Here is a 19,236-nt window from a genome sequence, read left to right as displayed (position 1 = left end):
TTGGATTGGTCTTGCCAGAACTGAACGGTAAACTGGACGGCGTTGCCATTCGCGTCCCAACGCCTAATGTTTCCGTCGTTGACCTGACCTTCGAATCATCAAGAAACACAACGGTGGAAGAGGTGAACAACGCAATCATCGCAGCCGCTGATGGTCCTTTGAAGGGTGTTTTGGCCTACACCGATCTGCCAATGGTCAGCTCTGACTTCAATCACGATCCACATTCTTCGATCTTCCACTTGGACCAGACCAAAGTGCTGGACGGCAATATGGTGCGTATTTTGACGTGGTATGACAACGAATGGGGCTTCTCGAACCGGATGGCTGACACTGCCGTTGCGATGGGCAAGCTGATCTAAACCACCCTACTTTACGAAGACTTCAAAAAAGCCGGCCTGATTGGGTCGGCTTTTTTATTGAGCATTCTACAAACGTCGCCATGCATTCACTGCATATCTGATAGCGCTAACTGGGCGTTGTGCTGCGCTGCAGCATTGCTAAGTAATAGGACAAGACCAACAAACGCGATGACTTAAAAGGAGCACGCAGATGACCATATTGAACACAGTTCGCAAAGCATTCGAAAAGCGCGTGGCCTACAGCCGCCTCAAGCATGACCTGGCAACCATGCCCCAAGAAACCGCCATTGACCTTGGCATGTTTCGCGAAGACGCCAGCAAGATCGCAAACAAAGCGATCTACGGCTAACCGCTACCGCGCGTCCAAACTCGCCAAGAACGCATCAATGCGACCTATGTATCCACCTTGTCCGGCAAGGTTGTTATGGGTCGCATTTTCAACGGCATGAAACGTCACATGTAGACCTGCATCCTGCATCATCGTAGCTAATCGCTGCCCGTTTGAAATGGGGATCAACTGATCTGAAGTGCCATGCTGGATCAGCACTGGGGCTGAGAGTGCTGGCACATCAGCGGCGGAATTCCACTTTTGCACACCTGGCATAAAGCACGCAGGCAACCACGATGCTTTCGTCATCAATTCGCACATCTTCACATAAGGCGCATCAAGCATGATCGCTGCCACAGGCCGTGATGCCCCAACATGGATCGCTAGCCCCGTCCCCATTGAATAGCCATGCACTGCAATCGGCCCGTCATGCTGCGTTGCAAGCCAATCATATGCGGCCAATGCATCAGCTTTCAGCCCTGCTTCTGACGGTATACCAGCAATCCCGCCGCCGCCCGGATACTCCATTGCAGCCAATGTGCGGCCCGCCTCTTGATGGGCATTCAGCGTGTTCGTAAAATACGCAAGTGCGCCGCCGTTACCCATGAAAAACAAGACAGCAAGTGGGTCATTGCCGCGCGCAGTGGCCATCGCAACCCCACGGTCCGAGACAACGTCTTGGTTGAAATCAGGGTTATTGAAAGGATCAGGGCCAAAGGGATAAAGAAGTTGCGGGTGGATCAGAACCATCGCGATTGCATAGGCAAGATATGTTCCACCTAGCATCAGCAGCCACTTCAATCGCTAAACCGTTCCAACAGCGCAGCTTTGACAGCCGGAGTGACAAATTTCGACACATCCCCACCCAAGCGCGCAATCTCTTTGACCAGCTTTGATGCAATCGCCTGATGCTGCGCCTCTGCCATCAGGAACACGGTTTCAATCGTGTCGTCCAGCGCGCGGTTCATGCCAACCATTTGATATTCATATTCAAAATCGGCAACAGCACGTAGGCCGCGAATGATGATAGTTGCGCCCACATCGTTGGCGCAATGGGTTAACAGGTTGTCAAAAGGACGAACAACCACTTCGCAACCGGTGGCTTGGGTCAGCAAGCCTACTTCGATTTCAATCATGGCCACGCGTTCTTCTAGCGTAAATAGCGGGCCCTTATCGCGGTTTACCGCAACGCCAATCACCAAACGATCAACAAGTGAACAAGCACGACGAATGATGTCGATATGCCCATGCGTCACCGGATCAAATGTGCCGGGGTAAAGTCCTACGCGCATGGCGGTCCTCGTCTTAGCTTTGTTTGGGACAAGCAACATGATTGCGCGCCGAAATGCAAGCTGGGGCTAGTGCCCCATGATCATCCCTTCAAGGGATTCCTTTTCCATCGCGAGTTGCGCCAAACGCCCTTTAACCGCATCCCCGATTGAGATCAGACCAACCATCTTGCCATCGTCCATCACAGGCAAGTGGCGAAACCGGCCCTCTGTCATCATCTCGAGTACCTCGAGTGCGGAATTAGAGGGGCTGCATGTGACCAACTTGGATGTCATCAAAGCGCTGACGGGATCGCTTAAGCACCCTGTTCCGCGCTTGCCAAGTTCGCGCACAATGTCACGTTCCGACAAAATACCGTCCAGCGACGATCCGTCCTTTGACACAACAACTGTACCAATACGGTGTTGGGACAAAAGTTTAGCGGCGTCAGTCACCGTCGATGTGGGCGTTACCGAAATCACACCCACGTCAGGCTTTGATTTCAAAATTTGCGAAACGATCATGTCAGGGCTCCTTGAATTGGCTCCATATTGCTAGCGTCTCAAATGAAAGGCTCTGCTGTCAAGCGTGCCATGTGTTCTAAGCGCACAACTTCGTCTTGCATCCCCTTTCGCAGGGCCGTGGCAAAGCGTGAAAGCCGGTCAGAATGTCGGTCTGACGTATGGCGCACCAGATAGAATGCACGGGTCAAAGCAACCTCGCGCACCAGTACCTGCCGCAGTTCAGGCGCGAAGGGCAGTGCAAAGTCATGAACAATCCCCACGCCCGCTTGCCGGATCATCTGCAATTGCACCGCTACTGAATTTGAGGCCAGTTGCACCCCAGAAACACCTGCTTCGCCAAGGTAGTCCAGTTCTTTGTCAAAAATCATATCAGAAATATACCCGACAATCCGGCGGGTATTTAGTTGCGCAACAGTGGTCAGCGGTTCCGCATCCGCCCGCATCGCAAGGTGCAGTTGATAATCTGTAATCTTTTGGACTGTCAGGCGCCCTGCAGCGGGTGGGCTGACTGCAATCGCCATATCCGCCTCGCGACGTGATAAATTCACGACCCTTGGCAGGGCCAGTATCTGGACTTCAAGATCAGGGTTTTCGGCCTGGATCGCTGCACAGACCTGCGGCAACAAGAAATTCGCAGCACCGTCAGGCGCACCGATCCTGATCTGTCCGGTCAGCCCTTCAGATGCGCCCTGCCCTTCGTCGATTGCGCGCACAAGGTGATGTTCAGCTTCGGTCGCTTTGTCACGCATCCGTTCGCCCAAATCCGTCAGCGCATAGCCAAGCGGTGATTTCACAAACAGGGCGGCGCCTAATTCCCGCTCTAGCCGCGCGATGCGTCTGCCAACAGTCGATGGGTCCATCTTGAGCTGCCGCGAAGCCCCCGTCAGACCATCCGCACGCGCGACCGCCAAAAATACACGCACATCATCCCAGTTTTCCATCAAAGACCTGCATTTTTGCAAAATGGTTTTGGCATATTCGATCTTTTACACCGAAAAATGCAAGCCTATAGTTGGCCCAACTGAATTCTATGGAGGATACTATGCAAGAACTGACCCACTACATTGGCGGCGCGCACGTCAAAGGCACATCAGGCCGCTTTGCTGATGTTTACAATCCAGCCACGGGTGAAGTCCAAGCAAAGGTCCCGCTGGCCAACGCCGAAGAGATGGCGCAAGCCGTCGCAATCGCAGCCAAGGCACAGCCTGCATGGGCCGCCGTGAACCCACAGCGCCGTGCGCGTGTTATGATGGCCTTTGTTGGCCTACTGAACCGCGACATGGATAAACTGGCAGAGGCGCTGAGCCGTGAACATGGTAAAACCATACCAGACGCCAAAGGCGACGTGATCCGCGGGCTAGAAGTTGTGGAATACTGCATCGGTGCGCCAGAGCTGCTGAAAGGTGATTTCACCGACAGTGCTGGCCCCGGCATCGATATGTATTCGATGAAGCAAGCGCTTGGTGTCACTGCTGGCATCACGCCTTTCAACTTTCCGGCGATGATCCCGATGTGGATGTTTGCCCCCGCCATCGTTTGTGGCAACGCATTCATCCTTAAGCCATCAGAGCGTGATCCATCTGTGCCGCTGATGCTGGCCGAGCTGATGGAAGAAGCGGGTCTGCCCAAAGGCATCCTGCAAGTCGTCAACGGCGACAAAGAAGCCGTCGATGCAATCCTTTACGATGAAACCATCCAGTCGGTTGGCTTTGTTGGATCAACCGCGATTGCCGAATACATCTACGGGACAGGCTGTGCGCAAGGCAAGCGCGTGCAGTGCTTTGGCGGCGCAAAGAACCATATGATCATCATGCCCGATGCCGACATGGAACAAGCCGCAGACGCGCTTGTTGGTGCCGGTTACGGTGCGGCGGGTGAACGCTGCATGGCAATTTCCGTCGCAGTTGCTGTCGGCGACGATACCGCAGACCGTCTGCTAGAAAAGCTGATCCCGAAAGTCGAAGCACTCAAGGTTGGCCCCTACACATCCGGCAATGACGTGGACTACGGCCCAGTTGTAACAGCCGCTGCAAAAGCCAACATTGAACGCCTTGTGCAAACAGGCATCGACCAAGGTGCAAAACTGGTCGTCGACGGGCGTAACTTTAACCTGCAAGGCTATGAAGACGGCTTTTTCGTAGGGCCACATCTGTTCGACAACGTCACAAAAGACATGGACATCTACAAGTACGAGATCTTTGGCCCCGTTCTGTCCACAATCCGTGCAAAAGACTATGAAGAAGCACTGACCCTTGCGATGGACCATGAATACGGCAACGGCACCGCAATCTATACCCGCGACGGCGACACGGCACGTGACTTTGCCGCGCGCATCAATATCGGCATGGTCGGCATCAACGTGCCAATTCCGGTACCGCTGGCCTATCACACCTTCGGCGGTTGGAAAAAATCCATGTTCGGCGACCTGAACCAGCACGGACCAGATGCGTTCAAATTCTACACGCGGACCAAAACGATCACATCGCGCTGGCCATCAGGCATCAAAGAAGGCGGCGAATTCTCTATCCCAGTGATGGAATAACCGAACCAGTAAAGGCCCACCCGATGCGGTGGGCCTTTTGCTTGCCAAGCCTTGCAGCACTGCGCACCATTAGATCACCAAGTGCGACGCGAAAAAGGAGCCTTCCAACGTGGACTTCGCCCTGACAGATGAACAATCCGCCATTTTCGATTTGGCGCAAGCATTTGGTCGATCCCACATCGCCCCCCATGCCCGCAAATGGGAGGCCGACGGAACAATACCCAAAGAGCTTTGGTCGCAATTGGCCGAGCTTGGATTTGGCGGGCTTTATGTCTCCGAGGAAAATGGCGGTGCAGGCCTGAGCCGCCTTGATGCAACACTGGTATTCGAAGCGCTTTCGCAATCTTGTGCATCTGTCTCCGCGTTTTTGTCGATCCACAATATGTGTGCCAGTATGATCGAAACCTACGGAAAAGCCGCGTTAAAGAATGCCATGCTGCCCGACGTCATAAGCATGAAATCCATCATGTCGTATTGCCTGACCGAACCGGGATGCGGGTCTGATGCAGCGGCGCTGACAACGAAAGCGGCCCCTTTTGAAGGTGGATTTGAACTCACTGGCACAAAGGCCTTCATCTCTGGTGGCGGGTATTCTGATGCATATATCGTCATGGCCCGCACAGGGACTGATGGGCCAAAAGGCATCAGCGCATTTGTCGTCAACGATGGTACCCGCGGCCTTTCATTCGGAGCGCTTGAGGACAAGATGGGCTGGCGCGCACAGCCTACGCGCGCAGTCCAAATGGATGGCTGCAAAGTGCCTGCCGAAAACATGTTGGGCCAAATAAACGCCGGTTTCAGCTATGCAATGACAGGTCTCGATGGTGGACGCTTGAACATCGCGGCCTGCTCTATCGGTGGCGCGCAGGCGGCACTGGATCAGACCCTTGCCTATATGGCGGACCGCAAAGCATTCGGCAAAACCATTGATCAATTCCAAGGGCTGCAGTTTCAATTGGCCGACATGGAAATTCAGCTACAATCAGCACGCACGTTCTTGCGGCAAGCGGCGTGGAAGCTGGACCAAAACCGGCCTGACGCCACAAAGTTCTGTGCGATGGCAAAGAAACTGTGTACTGAAACGGGCAGTAAAGTCGCTGATCAATGCCTGCAGCTACACGGCGGTTATGGCTACCTTGCGGATTATGGGATCGAAAAGACTGTACGTGATCTGAGGGTGCATCAAATTCTTGAAGGCACCAACGAGATCATGCAGATGATCACCGCAAGACAAATGATCAAGGATGCGAACTCGTGCCGGAAGTGATCATCACAAAAGAAGGCTATGCGGGGCGGATCACGCTTAACCGCCCCAAGGCGCTTAATGCGCTTACGTGGGACATGTGCCTCGCGATCGAGGCTGCCTTGCAAGCATGGGAAACAGACGCAGATGTTGCCCTGGTGATAATCGAAGGTGCGGGCGACCGCGCGTTCTGCTCTGGCGGGGACATTGCGGAAATGTACGCCTCTGGCCTGCGCGGTGATTTTGATTATGGGCGGCGGTTTTGGCGCGATGAATACCGGCTGAACGCGAAAATCTATGCCTACGCCAAGCCAGTCGTGACGTTCTTGCACGGCTTCACAATGGGTGGCGGGGTTGGCGTGGGGTGCCATGCATCACACCGTATTGTATGCTCAAATAGCCAAATCGCCCTGCCAGAATGCACAATCGGTTTGGTGCCAGACGTTGGTGGATCGCTGCTGTTGGCGCGCGCACCCGGGCACTGCGGTGAATTTCTGGGGTTAAGCGGCGACCGGATGAACGCTGGAGACGCCATTTATGCAGGCTTTGCAGATACCTTTATACCGCATGATCAATGGGGTGCATTGAAACACGCATTGATCGCCTCCGGTGACGTCACAAGCATCAATGCAGTGGCCCATCCGCCCCCACAAAGCCGCCTCGCCGGATGGCGGGACAAGATCGACAGGTATTTTTCTGGCGAAACCCTTGCCGCGATTTATCAGGGCATGCCAACGGATCAAGGCCCAGCGGTTGCGCATGTTCTTCCAAAAATGGAGCGCAATGCACCGCTTGCCATGGCATGTGCGACAAAGATCATCCAACATGTCCGCAGTAATCCCACGATCGACACCGCCCTCAACCATGAATACCGGTTCACGTCGCGTTGCGTGGAACAAGGTGACTTTATCGAAGGTATTCGCGCGGCCATAGTAGACCGCGACAGGACGCCAAAATGGCAACATGAAAACTGGGCAGATGTACCAGCATCAGAAATCTTGCGCATGACAAGTCCGCTGGAACCAGACGCCCCGAATTGGAAGGAAAGCACATGAAGATTGGTTTTATCGGACTTGGAAACATGGGCGCGCCAATGGCTGCAAACCTTGCAAAAGAACATGATGTAATTGGCTTTGATCCGGTGGCACAACCCCAGGGCCTGAAACTTGCGCAAAGTGCGTCAGCCGCAGCAAAAGACGCAGACGTCGTGATCACTATGCTGCCAAATGGCGATATCTTGCGCAGCGTCGCGAAAGATATTTACCCGGCAATGAAACAAGGTGCCATCCACTTGGACTGTTCGACTGTGGATGTCGAAAGTGCGCGCGCTGTTGCAGCCCAAGCCTTAGCCGCAGGACTATCTGCGGTAGACGCGCCTGTGTCTGGCGGAATTGGCGGGGCTACGCACGGGACGCTGACTTTCATGGCAGGTGGCCCTGTAACGACGTTTGCGACCGTGATGCCTTTGTTTGATATCATGGGGCAAAAAGCTGTGCATTGCGGCGATGCAGGCAACGGTCAGGCGGCCAAGATCTGTAACAATATGATCGTCGGCGTCACGATGATTGCAACCTGTGAAGCGTTCGTCTTAGCGGACAAACTGGGACTGGACCGTCAAGCGATGTTCGATGTCGTCAGCACCTCGTCGGGTTATTCGTGGACGATGAACGCGTACTGTCCGGCCCCCGGCATCGGCCCGCATAGCCCTGCTGACAATGGGTATCAGCCCGGTTTTGCGTCAGAATTAATGCTCAAGGATCTGAACTTATCGCAAATGGCAGCAATCGCTGCTGACGCGGACACACCCATGGGACAAGCGGCCACTGCACTTTATCGCCAGTTTGTCGAAGACGAAGACGGACGCGGCAAGGACTTCTCGGCAATGCTACCACGGTTTGAAAGCAGACGGCGCAGCTAGGGTGCCGTGCCTTCCTATCATCTTGCTCTGAAAACTCCCGCCGGAGGCATCGTTAAAATCCTTGGATTTTGACGACTTATTCTGCTGCAACCTTATGTGCCGCCAACATTTGCTTGAGATAGCGACCGGTATGGCTTTCTAAGACTTCGGCAACCTTTTCCGGCGTGCCTTTGGCCACAATTCGACCACCGCCATCACCACCTTCGGGACCTATGTCTATGATGTAGTCGGCGGTTTTCACCACATCTAGGTTGTGCTCAATCACAATCACAGAGTTTCCCTGATCGACCAGTTCATGCAACACTTCCAACAGCTTACGCACATCTTCAAAATGCAAACCCGTGGTTGGTTCGTCCAGAATATAAAGCGTGCGACCCGTTGACCGCCGCGCCAGTTCCTTGGACAGCTTGACGCGCTGTGCCTCACCACCTGACAGCGTTGTCGCCTGCTGCCCAACCTTGATATACCCAAGACCCACACGCATCAGCGCGTCCATTTTTTCGCGGATCGATGGCACTGCGGTAAAGAAACCTTGCGCATCTTCAACTGTCATATCGAGAACATCCGCGATCGATTTGCCCTTGAACTTGATCTCCAAGGTTTCGCGATTGTACCGCGCGCCTTTGCAAGTTTCGCAGGTCACATAAACATCCGGCAAAAAGTGCATTTCGATTTTTATAACGCCGTCGCCCTGACAGGCCTCGCAACGCCCACCTTTGACGTTAAAACTGAAACGGCCGGGCTTATAGCCGCGCGCTTTGGATTCCGGCATGCCCGCAAACCAGTCACGGATCGGGGTAAACGCACCGGTATAGGTTGCGGGGTTCGATCGCGGTGTGCGCCCGATCGGGCGTTGGTCAATGTCGATCACCTTGTCCAGATGCTCGAACCCTTTGATTGTTTCGCATGGCGCTGGCGTTTGCCGCGCACCATTCAACTTCATCGACGCGTTCTTGAACAACGTTTCAATCGTCAAAGTGGATTTACCGCCACCCGAGACACCTGTCACACAAACAAATTGCCCCAACGGAAAATCAACCGTGACGTTCTGCAAATTGTTACCTGTCGCCTTTACCACGGTCAGCTTTTTGCCTTTGCCCTTGCGGCGATTGGCAGGCACTTCGATCTGGCGCGCTCCGGTCAGATACTGACCGGTAATCGATGCTTTGTTGTCCATAATTTCTTGCGGAGTGCCTTCGGCCACGACTTGTCCGCCATGCACACCAGCACCAGGACCAATGTCAAAGACGTAGTCGGCTTCGCGGATCGCTTCCTCATCGTGTTCTACGACAATCACCGTATTGCCTTGATCACGCAGGTTTTTTAGCGTTGTCAGCAAGCGGTCATTGTCGCGCTGATGCAAACCAATCGACGGTTCGTCCAGTACATAAAGCACACCTTGCAAGCCTGATCCGATCTGGCTGGCCAGTCTAATCCTTTGGCTTTCACCACCCGACAACGTGCCGGAATTACGGGACAAGGTCAGATATTCTAATCCTACGTTATTCAAGAACCCAACCCGTTCGCGGATCTCCTTAAGGATAGCCGCTGCGATTTCATTCTTTTGCTTGCTCAGGGCGTTAGGTACCTCGGTGCACCAATCATAGGCCTCTTTGATGGACATCTGGACCACCTGACCCACATGCAAATCACCGATTCTTACTGCCAGCGCCTCTTCGCGCAAGCGGTAGCCGTTGCAAGTGGCGCAATGGCGATTGTTCTGAAAGTTCTCGAATTCTTCACGAATCCAGTTGCTGTCTGTCTCGCGGTAACGGCGTTCCATGTTCGGAATCACACCTTCAAACGCGCGCTCCACCTGATAGACACGGCCGCCTTCATCATAGCGGAACTTGATCTCTTCTTTGCCAGAACCGCGCAGGAACACCTCTTGCACCTTGGGATCCAGATCTTTCCAGCGCGCATTCTTGTTAAAGCCATAGTGCTTTGCGATCGCTTCGATCGTTTGCAAGAAATACGGGCTTTTGCCTTTGCGCCATGGGGCCAAGGCACCATCGGCGATCTTCAAAGTCACATCAGGTACGACCAATTGTTCGTCAAAGAACAGCTCGACCCCAAGACCATCACAAGACGGGCAAGCGCCGAACGGTGCGTTAAACGAAAATAAGCGTGGCTCGATCTCGGGGATCGTAAATCCAGACACGGGGCACGCGAATTTTTCTGAAAATGTTATCCGCTCAGGGTCGCCCTCGGTCGGGGCCGTTTCAAGCACGGTAATGCCGTCCGCCAAATCCAGTGCGGTGCGAAAGCTGTCTGCTAGGCGTGTTTCCAGACCTTCGCGCACGACAATCCGGTCCACCACAACGTCGATATCATGGCGAAACTTCTTATCCAGCGTGGGCGGCTCATCAAGTTCGTAGAATTCCCCATCAACTTTCACGCGTTGGAAACCTTGCTTGCGCAGTTCCAGAAATTCTTTGCGGTATTCGCCTTTGCGGTCCCTCACGATCGGGGCCAGCAGATAGCCGCGCGTGCCCTCTTCCAGCGCCATAACACGGTCAACCATATCTTGAACTTGCTGCGCTTCGATCGGCAGACCCGTCGTCGGGCTGTATGGCGTGCCAGCGCGGGCGAACAGCAGGCGCAGATAATCGTAGATTTCAGTGATCGTGCCAACAGTTGAGCGCGGGTTCTTGGAGGTCGTCTTTTGCTCAATCGAAATCGCGGGCGACAGGCCGGAAATGTGATCCACATCCGGTTTTTCCATCATGTCGAGGAATTGCCGCGCATAAGCCGAAAGCGATTCGACATAGCGCCGCTGCCCTTCGGCATAGATCGTATCAAAGGCCAGCGATGACTTGCCCGACCCCGAAAGTCCGGTAATCACAACCAGCTGATCGCGCGGAATATCAACATCAATGTTTTTGAGGTTGTGTTCGCGCGCGCCGCGTACTTCGATAAATTTCAGCTCAGCCATGACATTTCCTTTGGTCCGAAACAGGACATAAACCACCGCGCCAGATGGTCCAATGCGTTCATAGAACATTAACGGAACATTTGGAAATAAATTTCACCGATGCTCAAAATAGCAAAAGGCCCGCCATTTGAAGGCGGGCCTTTTCAAAAAGTATGGTGGATTTCAATCCCCCTTACATGTGGATTACGCGGTCATATGCATCGAGCACGCTTTCATGCATCATTTCCGACAATGTCGGGTGTGGGAAGACGGTGTTCATCAGGTCTTCTTCGGTGGTCTCTAGCTGGCGGCCAACGACATAGCCTTGGATCAATTCAGTGACTTCCGCGCCGATCATATGTGCGCCCAACAGCTCGCCTGTTTTGGCGTCAAAGATCGTCTTGACCATGCCTTCAGCTTCGCCCAATGCAATCGCCTTGCCGTTGCCAATAAAGGGGAAACGGCCCACTTTAATGTCATAGCCCAGCTCTTTTGCTTTTGCTTCGGTATACCCGACAGAGGCCACTTGAGGGTGGCAATATGTGCAGCCTGCAATGCTTTCGGGCTTAACTGGGTGTGCATGCTTGCCTGCGATCAGGTCAGCGACCATCACACCTTCATGGCTGGCTTTGTGCGCAAGCCAAGGCGCGCCGGCGATATCACCGATGGCATAAAGACCCTCAACACCCGTGCGGCAGAATTCATCCGTTACAACGTGTGTGCGGTCAATTTTAACGCCCAGTTCTTCAAGACCCAGACCTTCGACGTTGCCCACAATACCGACAGCTGAAATGACAGTATCAAATTCCATCTTTTCAGTTTTGCCGCCCGTTTCGATATGCGCCGTGACTTTGCCTTTGCCGCGATCCAACTGCTTGACCATAGATTTCTCCATGATCTTCATGCCTTGCTTCACGAACTGCTTTTTCGCAAAGGCTGAGATTTCAGCGTCTTCAACAGGCAGCACGCGGTCCATGACTTCGACAACCGTCGTTTCAGCACCGAGCGTGTTGTAGAAGCTCGCAAATTCAATTCCGATCGCACCAGAGCCGATTACCAACAACTTCTTTGGCATCTTCTTAGGCTCAAGCGCATGACGGTAAGTCCAAACCAGATCGCCGTCAGCCTCAAGTCCGGGCAATTCACGGGCACGCGCGCCGGTCGCCAGAACGATGTTTTTTGCTGTCAGCTCGTCCGTGCCTTTATCGCCCTTGACCGCAACCTTGCCTTTGGCAGGGATGGTCGCATTGCCCATAAAGACTGTGATTTTGTTCTTTTTCATCAGATGGCCAATGCCGCCCGACAATTGCCCCGCAACGCCGCGGCTGCGTTTGACGACCGCGTCCAGATCATAATCGATGCCTGTCGCTTTCAGGCCAAACTCTTTGGCGCGGTGCATCAGGTGGAACACTTCAGACGATCGCAGCATTGCTTTGGTCGGAATACAACCCCAGTTAAGGCAAATCCCACCGAGGTTTTCACGTTCGACAATGGCCACTTTCATGCCCAGCTGCGCACCACGGATCGCGGCGACATAGCCGCCCGGTCCTGCACCAATTACAATCAAGTCAAAGTTTTGCGCAGCCATACACAGGCCCTCCAGTTCCAAATATAGTTGAACACTAAACTACTTTTTGGGTGATCTCTAGTGACCTTAGGTCATATCAGCTACCCTATAGGCTCAATGGCCTCATTTTGATGCTGTCTGCTGCGCACGAATTGCCGCACCATATCCACCCGCATCCAAAAACACCTGTTCCGAAGCCGTGGTTTTGCGACCCAATGCGGCATTGCGATAAGGAAAGCGCCCAAAATCACGAATAACGGCGCGATGCGCGCAAGCGTGATCTTGATTGGATATACCGGTTTCAGGCATGCGTGAATGAATCAAACGCACAGCCCGATCCTGATCGCAAAGATTTTCCGCATGCATCAAAGGCAAATAGAAAAACTGGCGCGCAGGTTCGTCTATTTTCATGTCCCAGTTCCGCTCAATCGCCATTTTTGAGGCGGCGCGCGCGAGGTGATCTGTCGCGAACGCATCACCGCTATCGCGGAACATATTGCGCGGAAATTGGTCTGTCAAAATGATGTAGGCCAGCGTGCCGGTCGGATAAGTCAACCATAACCCCAAGGACCCTTCAGTGGCCTCTCGCCAAACCTCCAAAAATCGATCACGAATTTTCGCATCTAATGTAGGATCAGACCGATACCAATCTGAAGGTTCACATTCGTCCAGCCAAAAAGCCAAGACATCTTCGGGGGTTGCCACTGCACCGCTCCTTGGTGGTTTATAACTCTGTTACAATTCGAAACAGACTAAGGACCTCCTGACAAGGGTTTAGTGACATGCAAAGGTCACAACATCTTGCGCAATGACATCTGCCGTGACCCAAACACCACGGGTTACGGCTTGATCTCTTCTTCTTCGCCAGCCTCGATATAGACCTCTTGGGCTAACTCCGCGGCTACCGGCGTCGATGCAGCAGAGACTGGCGCATATGGAACCTGATCTTCGACTTCTAGATCGGTCCGGCTGCGCTGTGTCATCCGGTAAAGACCATAAGCCCCGACCCCAAACATCAATATCCCGGTGAATAGCCAAAACCCGTTGTTGCCAATCGTGTCCATCATGAAACCAACGGTCAACGGACCTGCAATCGCGCCGATGCCGTTAATAAACAATAATCCACCAGACGCAGACGCCATGTCATCGCTTTCGAGATAGTCGTTGGCATAGGCAATCAGCAACGCATAAAGCGGGTTAGACGTTCCGCCGACGATTGCGCCGCTGACAAGGATCAGCGCGTAAGAGCCAGGTAACAAGAATGCGATCATTGACCCGGCAGCGCCTATCATTGCCAGCCAGATGATCAACACCCGTCGGTCCATACGGTCGGACATCCACCCAATAGGGTACTGCAGAACCAAGGCCGAAACGTAGATGGCGGAAACGAATAGTGAAACTTCGCTGACGGTCAGTCCCACACGACTAGCATAAACAGCCGACATGCCGAACTGTGCCGCGAAAACACCGCCCAGCATAAACATCCCAAAGCAAGCGAGTGGCGATGCTTCGATCAGGCTTATGATCTTCATCGGCTTTGTCGTCTCGAAAGCGGGCATTGGCCGCACGGACAAAAGCACCGGCGCAAAAGCCAAAGACACCAGCACAGACGGCACAATAAACAAGACGTACCCGGAGATATCACCTTGCGTGACGATCCACTGCGCAAAGACGATACCTGCCATTTGCACAATCATATAAAGTGAAAGCGACTTGCCACGGTTTTCATTGCTGGATGCATCGTTCAACCAGCTTTCGGCGGTGATATAGACGCCACAAAAACAAAACCCGATAATCACACGACCTATGGCCCAGGCCCAAGGATCGACTAATACCGGATAGGTAATCAAAACAGCAGAGATCATCGACCCCAAAGCCGCGAACACGCGCACATGCCCGACCCTGCGGATCAATTCCGGTGTAAAACGCGAGCTGAACAAAAAGCCCAAGAAATAGGCCGACATGACAATGGAAAGCGCAAAAGTACTAAACCCTTCCGCCTCGCCGCGCAGGCCAAGCAACGTGCCTTGCAGGCCGTTGCCAACCATCAGCATGAACATGCCTACAAACAAGGCCCATGAGCCTGTAAAAACTTGAAGCATTTTGCGCGACCTTTCGCTTTGATAGACTCGCCCTATCACATGTTATTGGCCAATTGCATCAGACATAAGCGACGCCGTCGCGCACTTTCCCGCCTCAATCGTCCGGCAACAGAAGCGAGCTGTCACCATACGAGAAGAAACGGTATTTTTCCGCTATCGCGTGGTCATAAATCGTGCGGATTTCTTCCGTTCCCATTAGCGCAGAGACAAGCATCATCAGCGTTGATTTGGGCAGATGGAAATTCGTCATCAATCCATCTGCCATCTGAAATTCGAACCCCGGCATAATAAAAATATCCGTTGGCCCTGTCCAAGGCTGAATTTGTCCGTCCTTGGCCGCACTTTCAATCAAACGCAGTGCCGTTGTGCCAACAGGAATGACCCTGCCGCCCGCGGCTTTGGTCGCATTCATCTCGGCCGCGGCCTTTGCTGTGACTTCGCCCCATTCAGAATGCATCTTGTGGTCGCGCACATCATCGACTTTGACCGGCAGGAACGTGCCTGCCCCCACATGCAAAGTCACATGGGTAAATTCCACGCCGCGCGCCGCTAGCGCCTCAAGAAGTGGCCCATCAAAGTGTAGCGACGCCGTAGGTGCCGCAACCGCACCTGCATTGCGCGCCCAGTAGGTCTGATAATCGTCTTTGTCAGCATCGTCTGCAGGACGCTTTGCTGCGATGTAGGGGGGCAATGGCATCGCACCTACTTGGGCCAAGGCCGCATCAAAATCATCGCCTTTAAGGTTGAACTGCAAGAAACCCTGCCCGTCTGCGCGGCCAACGACTTGGGCGGCCAGATCGTCGGAAAAGATAACCTCCTCACCGTCGCGGACCTTTTTAAGTGGTTTGATCAGCGCGGACCACGCACCATCTGCGCGGGGTTCCAGCAACGTGACTTCAATGCGCGCCGATGTCTCGCCTGCCTCACCAGAGCGGTGACGCACGCCTGACAGACGCGCGGGAATGACTTTGGTGTCATTCAAGATCAGCCGATCACCCGGTTGCAGTATCTCGGGCAATTCATGCACGATCCGGTCCGCAATGTTCTGCCCTTGCGCCAACAGCAGCCGCGCAGATGACCGGGGCCGTGCGGGCCGCGTTGCTATCAGGCTTTCAGGAAGGTCAAAATCAAACTGGCTTAGTTTCATTGGGAAATATCCGGTGCAGGTCTGCGAAAAATCTCTCGGAACATGCCAGGTGTGAGAGCCGACAGCGGATTCACACTGACTTGCGGCGCGTCCGAGGTCCCGCGAATGTTAAAGTTAAAACCAATCAAACCTTCGCCCCTTCGGGTTAAAAAAGACCCAATGCTATTGACCAAAAAGAACGGCGAGACGACGCCTTGCAGATCGATTTCTTTGCTCGCCAGCGTGTAGATCCCATCGACCGAAATGCCAAGGCCCGGACCAACAGCGCTTGCTTCTGATACGATCACGCGCGTTGGTGTCAGACGGAACTTTGCATCGACTTCCTCAAATGCAAGCCCTTGACCGTCCATTTGCTGCAACAGCCCGACAACGCTGATCGCGTCCAATAATGCCGCAATCGTTGGCGCGTCGCGGACCCGCACTGACCGTACTTGCAAAGTGCCGTCGAACACACCAGCTTCACCGACCGGAAGCAGCGATAGGTCCAGCGCGCCCCCAATCGCATTACGCATGAAACCAGCGGCACTTAGTACCGCACCGGCATTGTCACTGCGCAAGCGCACAGCGGTGCGTCCGTTGCGTGGGGCAATAGTGCCGGCAACGGGCGCCGCTCCGTTTAACTGCCCCTGAAACTCGCCCCGCAGACCGCCATCACCCCGAAAATCACCCCGGAAATTTGAAAGCGAAATGCCGTCGCTGATTTGCAATTGGTCAAGGCCAATCGTCAAAGGCCCGCCGCCACCACTGCCGCCGCCGAACTGCGCACCACGCAAGTCAAGCGAACCGCCCGAAATCTCGACGCCAACAGGGGCACCTGCGCCGCGCCCACGCAGCGTGACCGGCGCATCCAACCAATTACCCACTTGGACCCGCGCAAAACGTGCGGCCTGCAATTGTCCCGTTTCGGTCAAATCAATGCGCCCCGAGGCCTGAAAGCCCGCGCCGCCGATCTCGAGCCTGTCGATTGTGGCAACAGGTCCCAAAGCCCCCTCAACCCGCAAGTTTCCAGTGGCTTGCGCAGGTTTCGTCCATCCCACCGCAGGAATAGCCACCCTGACACCCTGCAAATCAGAAGTTAGCGAAAAAGCAGGTGGCGTGTTGTCCTGAAGCGATACCGCAAGTTCACCAGTTCCGCGCCCATCGATTGTGCCAGGCGGCAAAGCAATTCCGAATTCATCAAGGAAATCCTGCGACAATCCAACTTGCGCCAGAACCCTGCTGCCGGGCTGGTCAGGGTCGCCAAACCGGCGGTCCCATACACCAATGGCACCGATTGCCCCGACCTGCACGGATCCCGCAATGTTCAGACCTGCTTTGCTTGCCGTGACCCGCAATTCCGGTGCCGCAAACTGTCGGCCCGGCAAAAGCGTTTCGCTGCGCACGTTGCGCAACTGTGACGTCATTGAAAACAAAACATCGTCTGGATCAGGGCGCGGCATCAGCGGCCACGTGATGCGTCCTTGTGTCAACGCAAGCCCATCCGCGATCGTGACCGGCAAATTCGCTTTGTCCATATATTCAAATGGGGGCTGGTTCAAAACCGACAAAGCTGCGGTCAACGTACTGTCGATACGTAAATCCAAATTCGCAGGTGACGGGTTCAATCGCAAATTCTCAATAGCAAAGTTTGTCCCCGCAAGGTCCAGTGGGCCACCTTGGGGCGCGAGCACGACACCTTCATCAAGACTAACGGCAAACCGGTTATCCACAATACTCGCCACACCAACAGCGCCATTGATTGGGGGAATATTGCGCAAGAATTTTATGTCATTGCCGGCAAATTCAAACCCCAGCGCGAACTCGGCCGCACGCTCTGGGCGTAGCCGCAGACCGGTGACCAAATTGCGCAGCTGGCCGTTTGTCATGTTCGTAGCAAACCAGTTCCGCGATCTGGGCTTCATCGGAATGGGCCAAAACGCAACAAAGCGTTCTGGCGTAATCTGATCGATCTGCGCATCCAATGCGATGTCCCACCCCGCATCAGTGGCAGCGATCGCACCCGACGCCGTCATACGACTGTTTCCATCAAGCAAGACTGTTTGGCCTATTTCAATGCGGAACGGATCAAATCTTGCCCGCAAGTCAATTGTGACGAGCGATACCTCCGGTGGCGTTTCAAAGAACCCGGGCGGGTTGATCGCCACATCTTGAAACTGCAACTGTGCGAGAATCGCCCCCGGCAAACCATCTCTAAAATCGCGCAGATAAGCGTCACCATTGGCGGCAAAACGTCCCCATTCCGTTTGCACATCCATCTGTGTGAACGAGATCAAATCGCGTGTCGGGTTGTAGGTGAAATAAGCGCGTGCAGCATCAAACCGCACAGGCGTCGCACCCGCATTGGGTTGAAAGGCCCCTTGTCCAAGGTTTAAAGTCGCATTCAACGGCCCCAAAGCACCCGCTTCGTCCAATGATGTGCGCAGGGATGCTTTGATCGGTGCATCAATATCGCGCAGCCAACTCAACCCCGGCGATTGCGATGCTATGTCAGTGGCAACCGCGTTTGTCAGGTTCAGGCCAATTTGCGCTGCGCGGCTACCGCGCGGGCTAAGGTAGGACAACTGCACAGTTGTAACCTCTGAACGACCCGACAACAGCGAAAAGTCACCTCTGATCTCTGTTTGCCCTCCGCGCAAATCAAGGACGGCAGTGCCGCCGTCCACGATCCAACTGCGCCGCGCACGGGCATCATCAAAATTAATGATCATCCCTTCCGCCTGTACGACCTCGAGCGCTTCTAACGCTGGCGTCTCAAACAGTTGATCGAACTGATCTAGCAATTCAGGCAAAGTCCGCGCCTGCGCATGATTGACGCCCCCACCAGTAAAGGCAAAAGACACATCACCATTTGCGGCGCGCCGCAGGTTCAGCTGCGCCCCGATCAAGCGGACTTCTTGCATCAAGACATCTTGCTGCAAGATTAGGCCCCGCGGCGACATCAGTCCTTCTACAACGGGTACGCGCGAAATCGTGGTGCCGTCCGCATCGATCAAACGCGTATCGACCAGACGCACCAAGGGATGTAGATCGCGCCCGATCCGCACTGTAATCGCACCAAAATCAAGTGTCGCGCCTTCTAGTAAATCACCTACGCGGGCCTCGATCCGGTCTTTGATCCATGTCGGCGCTGTAATTTCACGGTCAACCATCATCACTGCGGCTGCGGCGGCGAAAACAACCGGAAACAAGCAAACAACAAACGCAGCGCGCAGCCAGAACACCCAACGACGCAAACGCGGTGCAGGTGTCGGCGATTGCTCTGGAACTTGTGTTTCGTTGGTTTCGGTCATCAACTCATCGATCTGATGGGAATTTGTGGCCAT

General features: G+C 54.2%; 15 protein-coding genes and 1 pseudogene. 6 read left to right on the top strand and 10 right to left on the bottom strand.

Annotated elements, in window-relative coordinates; all coding sequences use genetic code 11:
• Both QZ197_RS03000 and QZ197_RS02995 read left to right on the top strand, forming a co-directional pair.
• Window positions 1–359 (top strand): annotated as a pseudogene (locus QZ197_RS03000) (erythrose-4-phosphate dehydrogenase); the annotation flags it as partial.
• 190 nt (window positions 360–549) lie between these two features.
• Complete coding sequence (locus QZ197_RS02995; protein ID WP_272145977.1) at window positions 550–708, top strand: hypothetical protein; 159 nt, start codon at window positions 550–552, stop codon at window positions 706–708.
• A 3-nt stretch (window positions 709–711) separates the two neighbouring features.
• Here QZ197_RS02995 and QZ197_RS02990 read toward each other — a convergent pair whose 3' ends face one another.
• The 4 genes from QZ197_RS02990 to QZ197_RS02975 form a co-directional block, all read right to left on the bottom strand.
• Window positions 712–1,473 carry a dienelactone hydrolase family protein gene (locus QZ197_RS02990; RefSeq protein WP_296429884.1) on the bottom strand — a complete coding sequence of 254 codons (762 nt, stop codon included), beginning with the start codon at window positions 1,471–1,473 and terminating at the stop codon, window positions 712–714.
• A gap of 11 nt (window positions 1,474–1,484) precedes the next feature.
• The gene (gene coaD, locus QZ197_RS02985; RefSeq protein WP_272145972.1) at window positions 1,485–1,979 is read right to left on the bottom strand and encodes a pantetheine-phosphate adenylyltransferase; all 495 of its coding nucleotides are present in this window, start codon (window positions 1,977–1,979) and stop codon (window positions 1,485–1,487) included.
• A 66-nt stretch (window positions 1,980–2,045) separates the two neighbouring features.
• Complete coding sequence (locus QZ197_RS02980; protein ID WP_272145970.1) at window positions 2,046–2,480, bottom strand: CBS domain-containing protein; 435 nt, start codon at window positions 2,478–2,480, stop codon at window positions 2,046–2,048.
• 38 nt (window positions 2,481–2,518) lie between these two features.
• Window positions 2,519–3,421, bottom strand: a complete 903-nt coding sequence (locus QZ197_RS02975) for a LysR family transcriptional regulator (protein WP_272145967.1) — start codon at window positions 3,419–3,421, stop codon at window positions 2,519–2,521.
• Window positions 3,422–3,522: 101 nt separating this feature from the next.
• Between QZ197_RS02975 and QZ197_RS02970 the strand changes: the two genes are divergently transcribed.
• From QZ197_RS02970 to mmsB, 4 genes are all read left to right on the top strand, one after another.
• The gene (locus QZ197_RS02970) at window positions 3,523–5,022 is read left to right on the top strand and encodes a CoA-acylating methylmalonate-semialdehyde dehydrogenase (protein WP_296429880.1); all 1,500 of its coding nucleotides are present in this window, start codon (window positions 3,523–3,525) and stop codon (window positions 5,020–5,022) included.
• Window positions 5,023–5,131: 109 nt separating this feature from the next.
• Window positions 5,132–6,289, top strand: coding sequence for an acyl-CoA dehydrogenase family protein (locus tag QZ197_RS02965; RefSeq protein WP_296429878.1), 1,158 nt, complete (start codon window positions 5,132–5,134; stop codon window positions 6,287–6,289).
• Window positions 6,277–7,320 (top strand): enoyl-CoA hydratase/isomerase family protein, encoded by a 1,044-nt coding sequence (locus QZ197_RS02960; protein ID WP_272145961.1) that lies wholly within the window; start codon window positions 6,277–6,279, stop codon window positions 7,318–7,320. Before QZ197_RS02965 ends, QZ197_RS02960 begins: the two co-directional genes overlap by 13 nt.
• Entirely contained in the window at window positions 7,317–8,183 is an 867-nt protein-coding gene (gene mmsB / locus QZ197_RS02955) for a 3-hydroxyisobutyrate dehydrogenase (RefSeq protein WP_272145958.1), read from the top strand. The genes QZ197_RS02960 and mmsB overlap by 4 nt, the downstream gene beginning before the upstream one ends.
• A 76-nt stretch (window positions 8,184–8,259) precedes the next feature.
• On the opposite strand, the gene uvrA is transcribed toward mmsB, so the two are convergent.
• The 6 genes from uvrA to QZ197_RS02925 all read right to left on the bottom strand — a co-directional run bounded on the left by uvrA (window position 8,260) and on the right by QZ197_RS02925 (window position 19,236).
• Window positions 8,260–11,118: an excinuclease ABC subunit UvrA gene (uvrA, locus tag QZ197_RS02950; protein ID WP_272145956.1), complete on the bottom strand. Its 2,859-nt coding sequence runs from the start codon at window positions 11,116–11,118 to the stop codon at window positions 8,260–8,262.
• Window positions 11,119–11,290: 172 nt separating this feature from the next.
• Window positions 11,291–12,685 carry a dihydrolipoyl dehydrogenase gene (gene lpdA, locus QZ197_RS02945; RefSeq protein WP_272145954.1) on the bottom strand — a complete coding sequence of 465 codons (1,395 nt, stop codon included), beginning with the start codon at window positions 12,683–12,685 and terminating at the stop codon, window positions 11,291–11,293.
• A gap of 102 nt (window positions 12,686–12,787) precedes the next feature.
• Window positions 12,788–13,369 carry a DUF924 family protein gene (locus QZ197_RS02940; protein WP_272145951.1) on the bottom strand — a complete coding sequence of 194 codons (582 nt, stop codon included), beginning with the start codon at window positions 13,367–13,369 and terminating at the stop codon, window positions 12,788–12,790.
• 134 nt (window positions 13,370–13,503) lie between these two features.
• The gene (locus QZ197_RS02935) at window positions 13,504–14,766 is read right to left on the bottom strand and encodes an MFS transporter (protein WP_272145949.1); all 1,263 of its coding nucleotides are present in this window, start codon (window positions 14,764–14,766) and stop codon (window positions 13,504–13,506) included.
• A 94-nt stretch (window positions 14,767–14,860) separates the two neighbouring features.
• Window positions 14,861–15,913, bottom strand: a complete 1,053-nt coding sequence (gene queA, locus QZ197_RS02930) for a tRNA preQ1(34) S-adenosylmethionine ribosyltransferase-isomerase QueA (RefSeq protein ID WP_296429868.1) — start codon at window positions 15,911–15,913, stop codon at window positions 14,861–14,863.
• Window positions 15,910–19,236 carry an AsmA-like C-terminal region-containing protein gene (locus QZ197_RS02925; protein ID WP_296429866.1) on the bottom strand — a complete coding sequence of 1,109 codons (3,327 nt, stop codon included), beginning with the start codon at window positions 19,234–19,236 and terminating at the stop codon, window positions 15,910–15,912. The genes queA and QZ197_RS02925 overlap by 4 nt, the downstream gene beginning before the upstream one ends.

The organism is Yoonia sp. (assembly GCF_017854415.1).
Classification (GTDB): domain Bacteria; phylum Pseudomonadota; class Alphaproteobacteria; order Rhodobacterales; family Rhodobacteraceae; genus Yoonia.
This window is presented reverse-complemented; position numbering and strand designations above follow the sequence as displayed.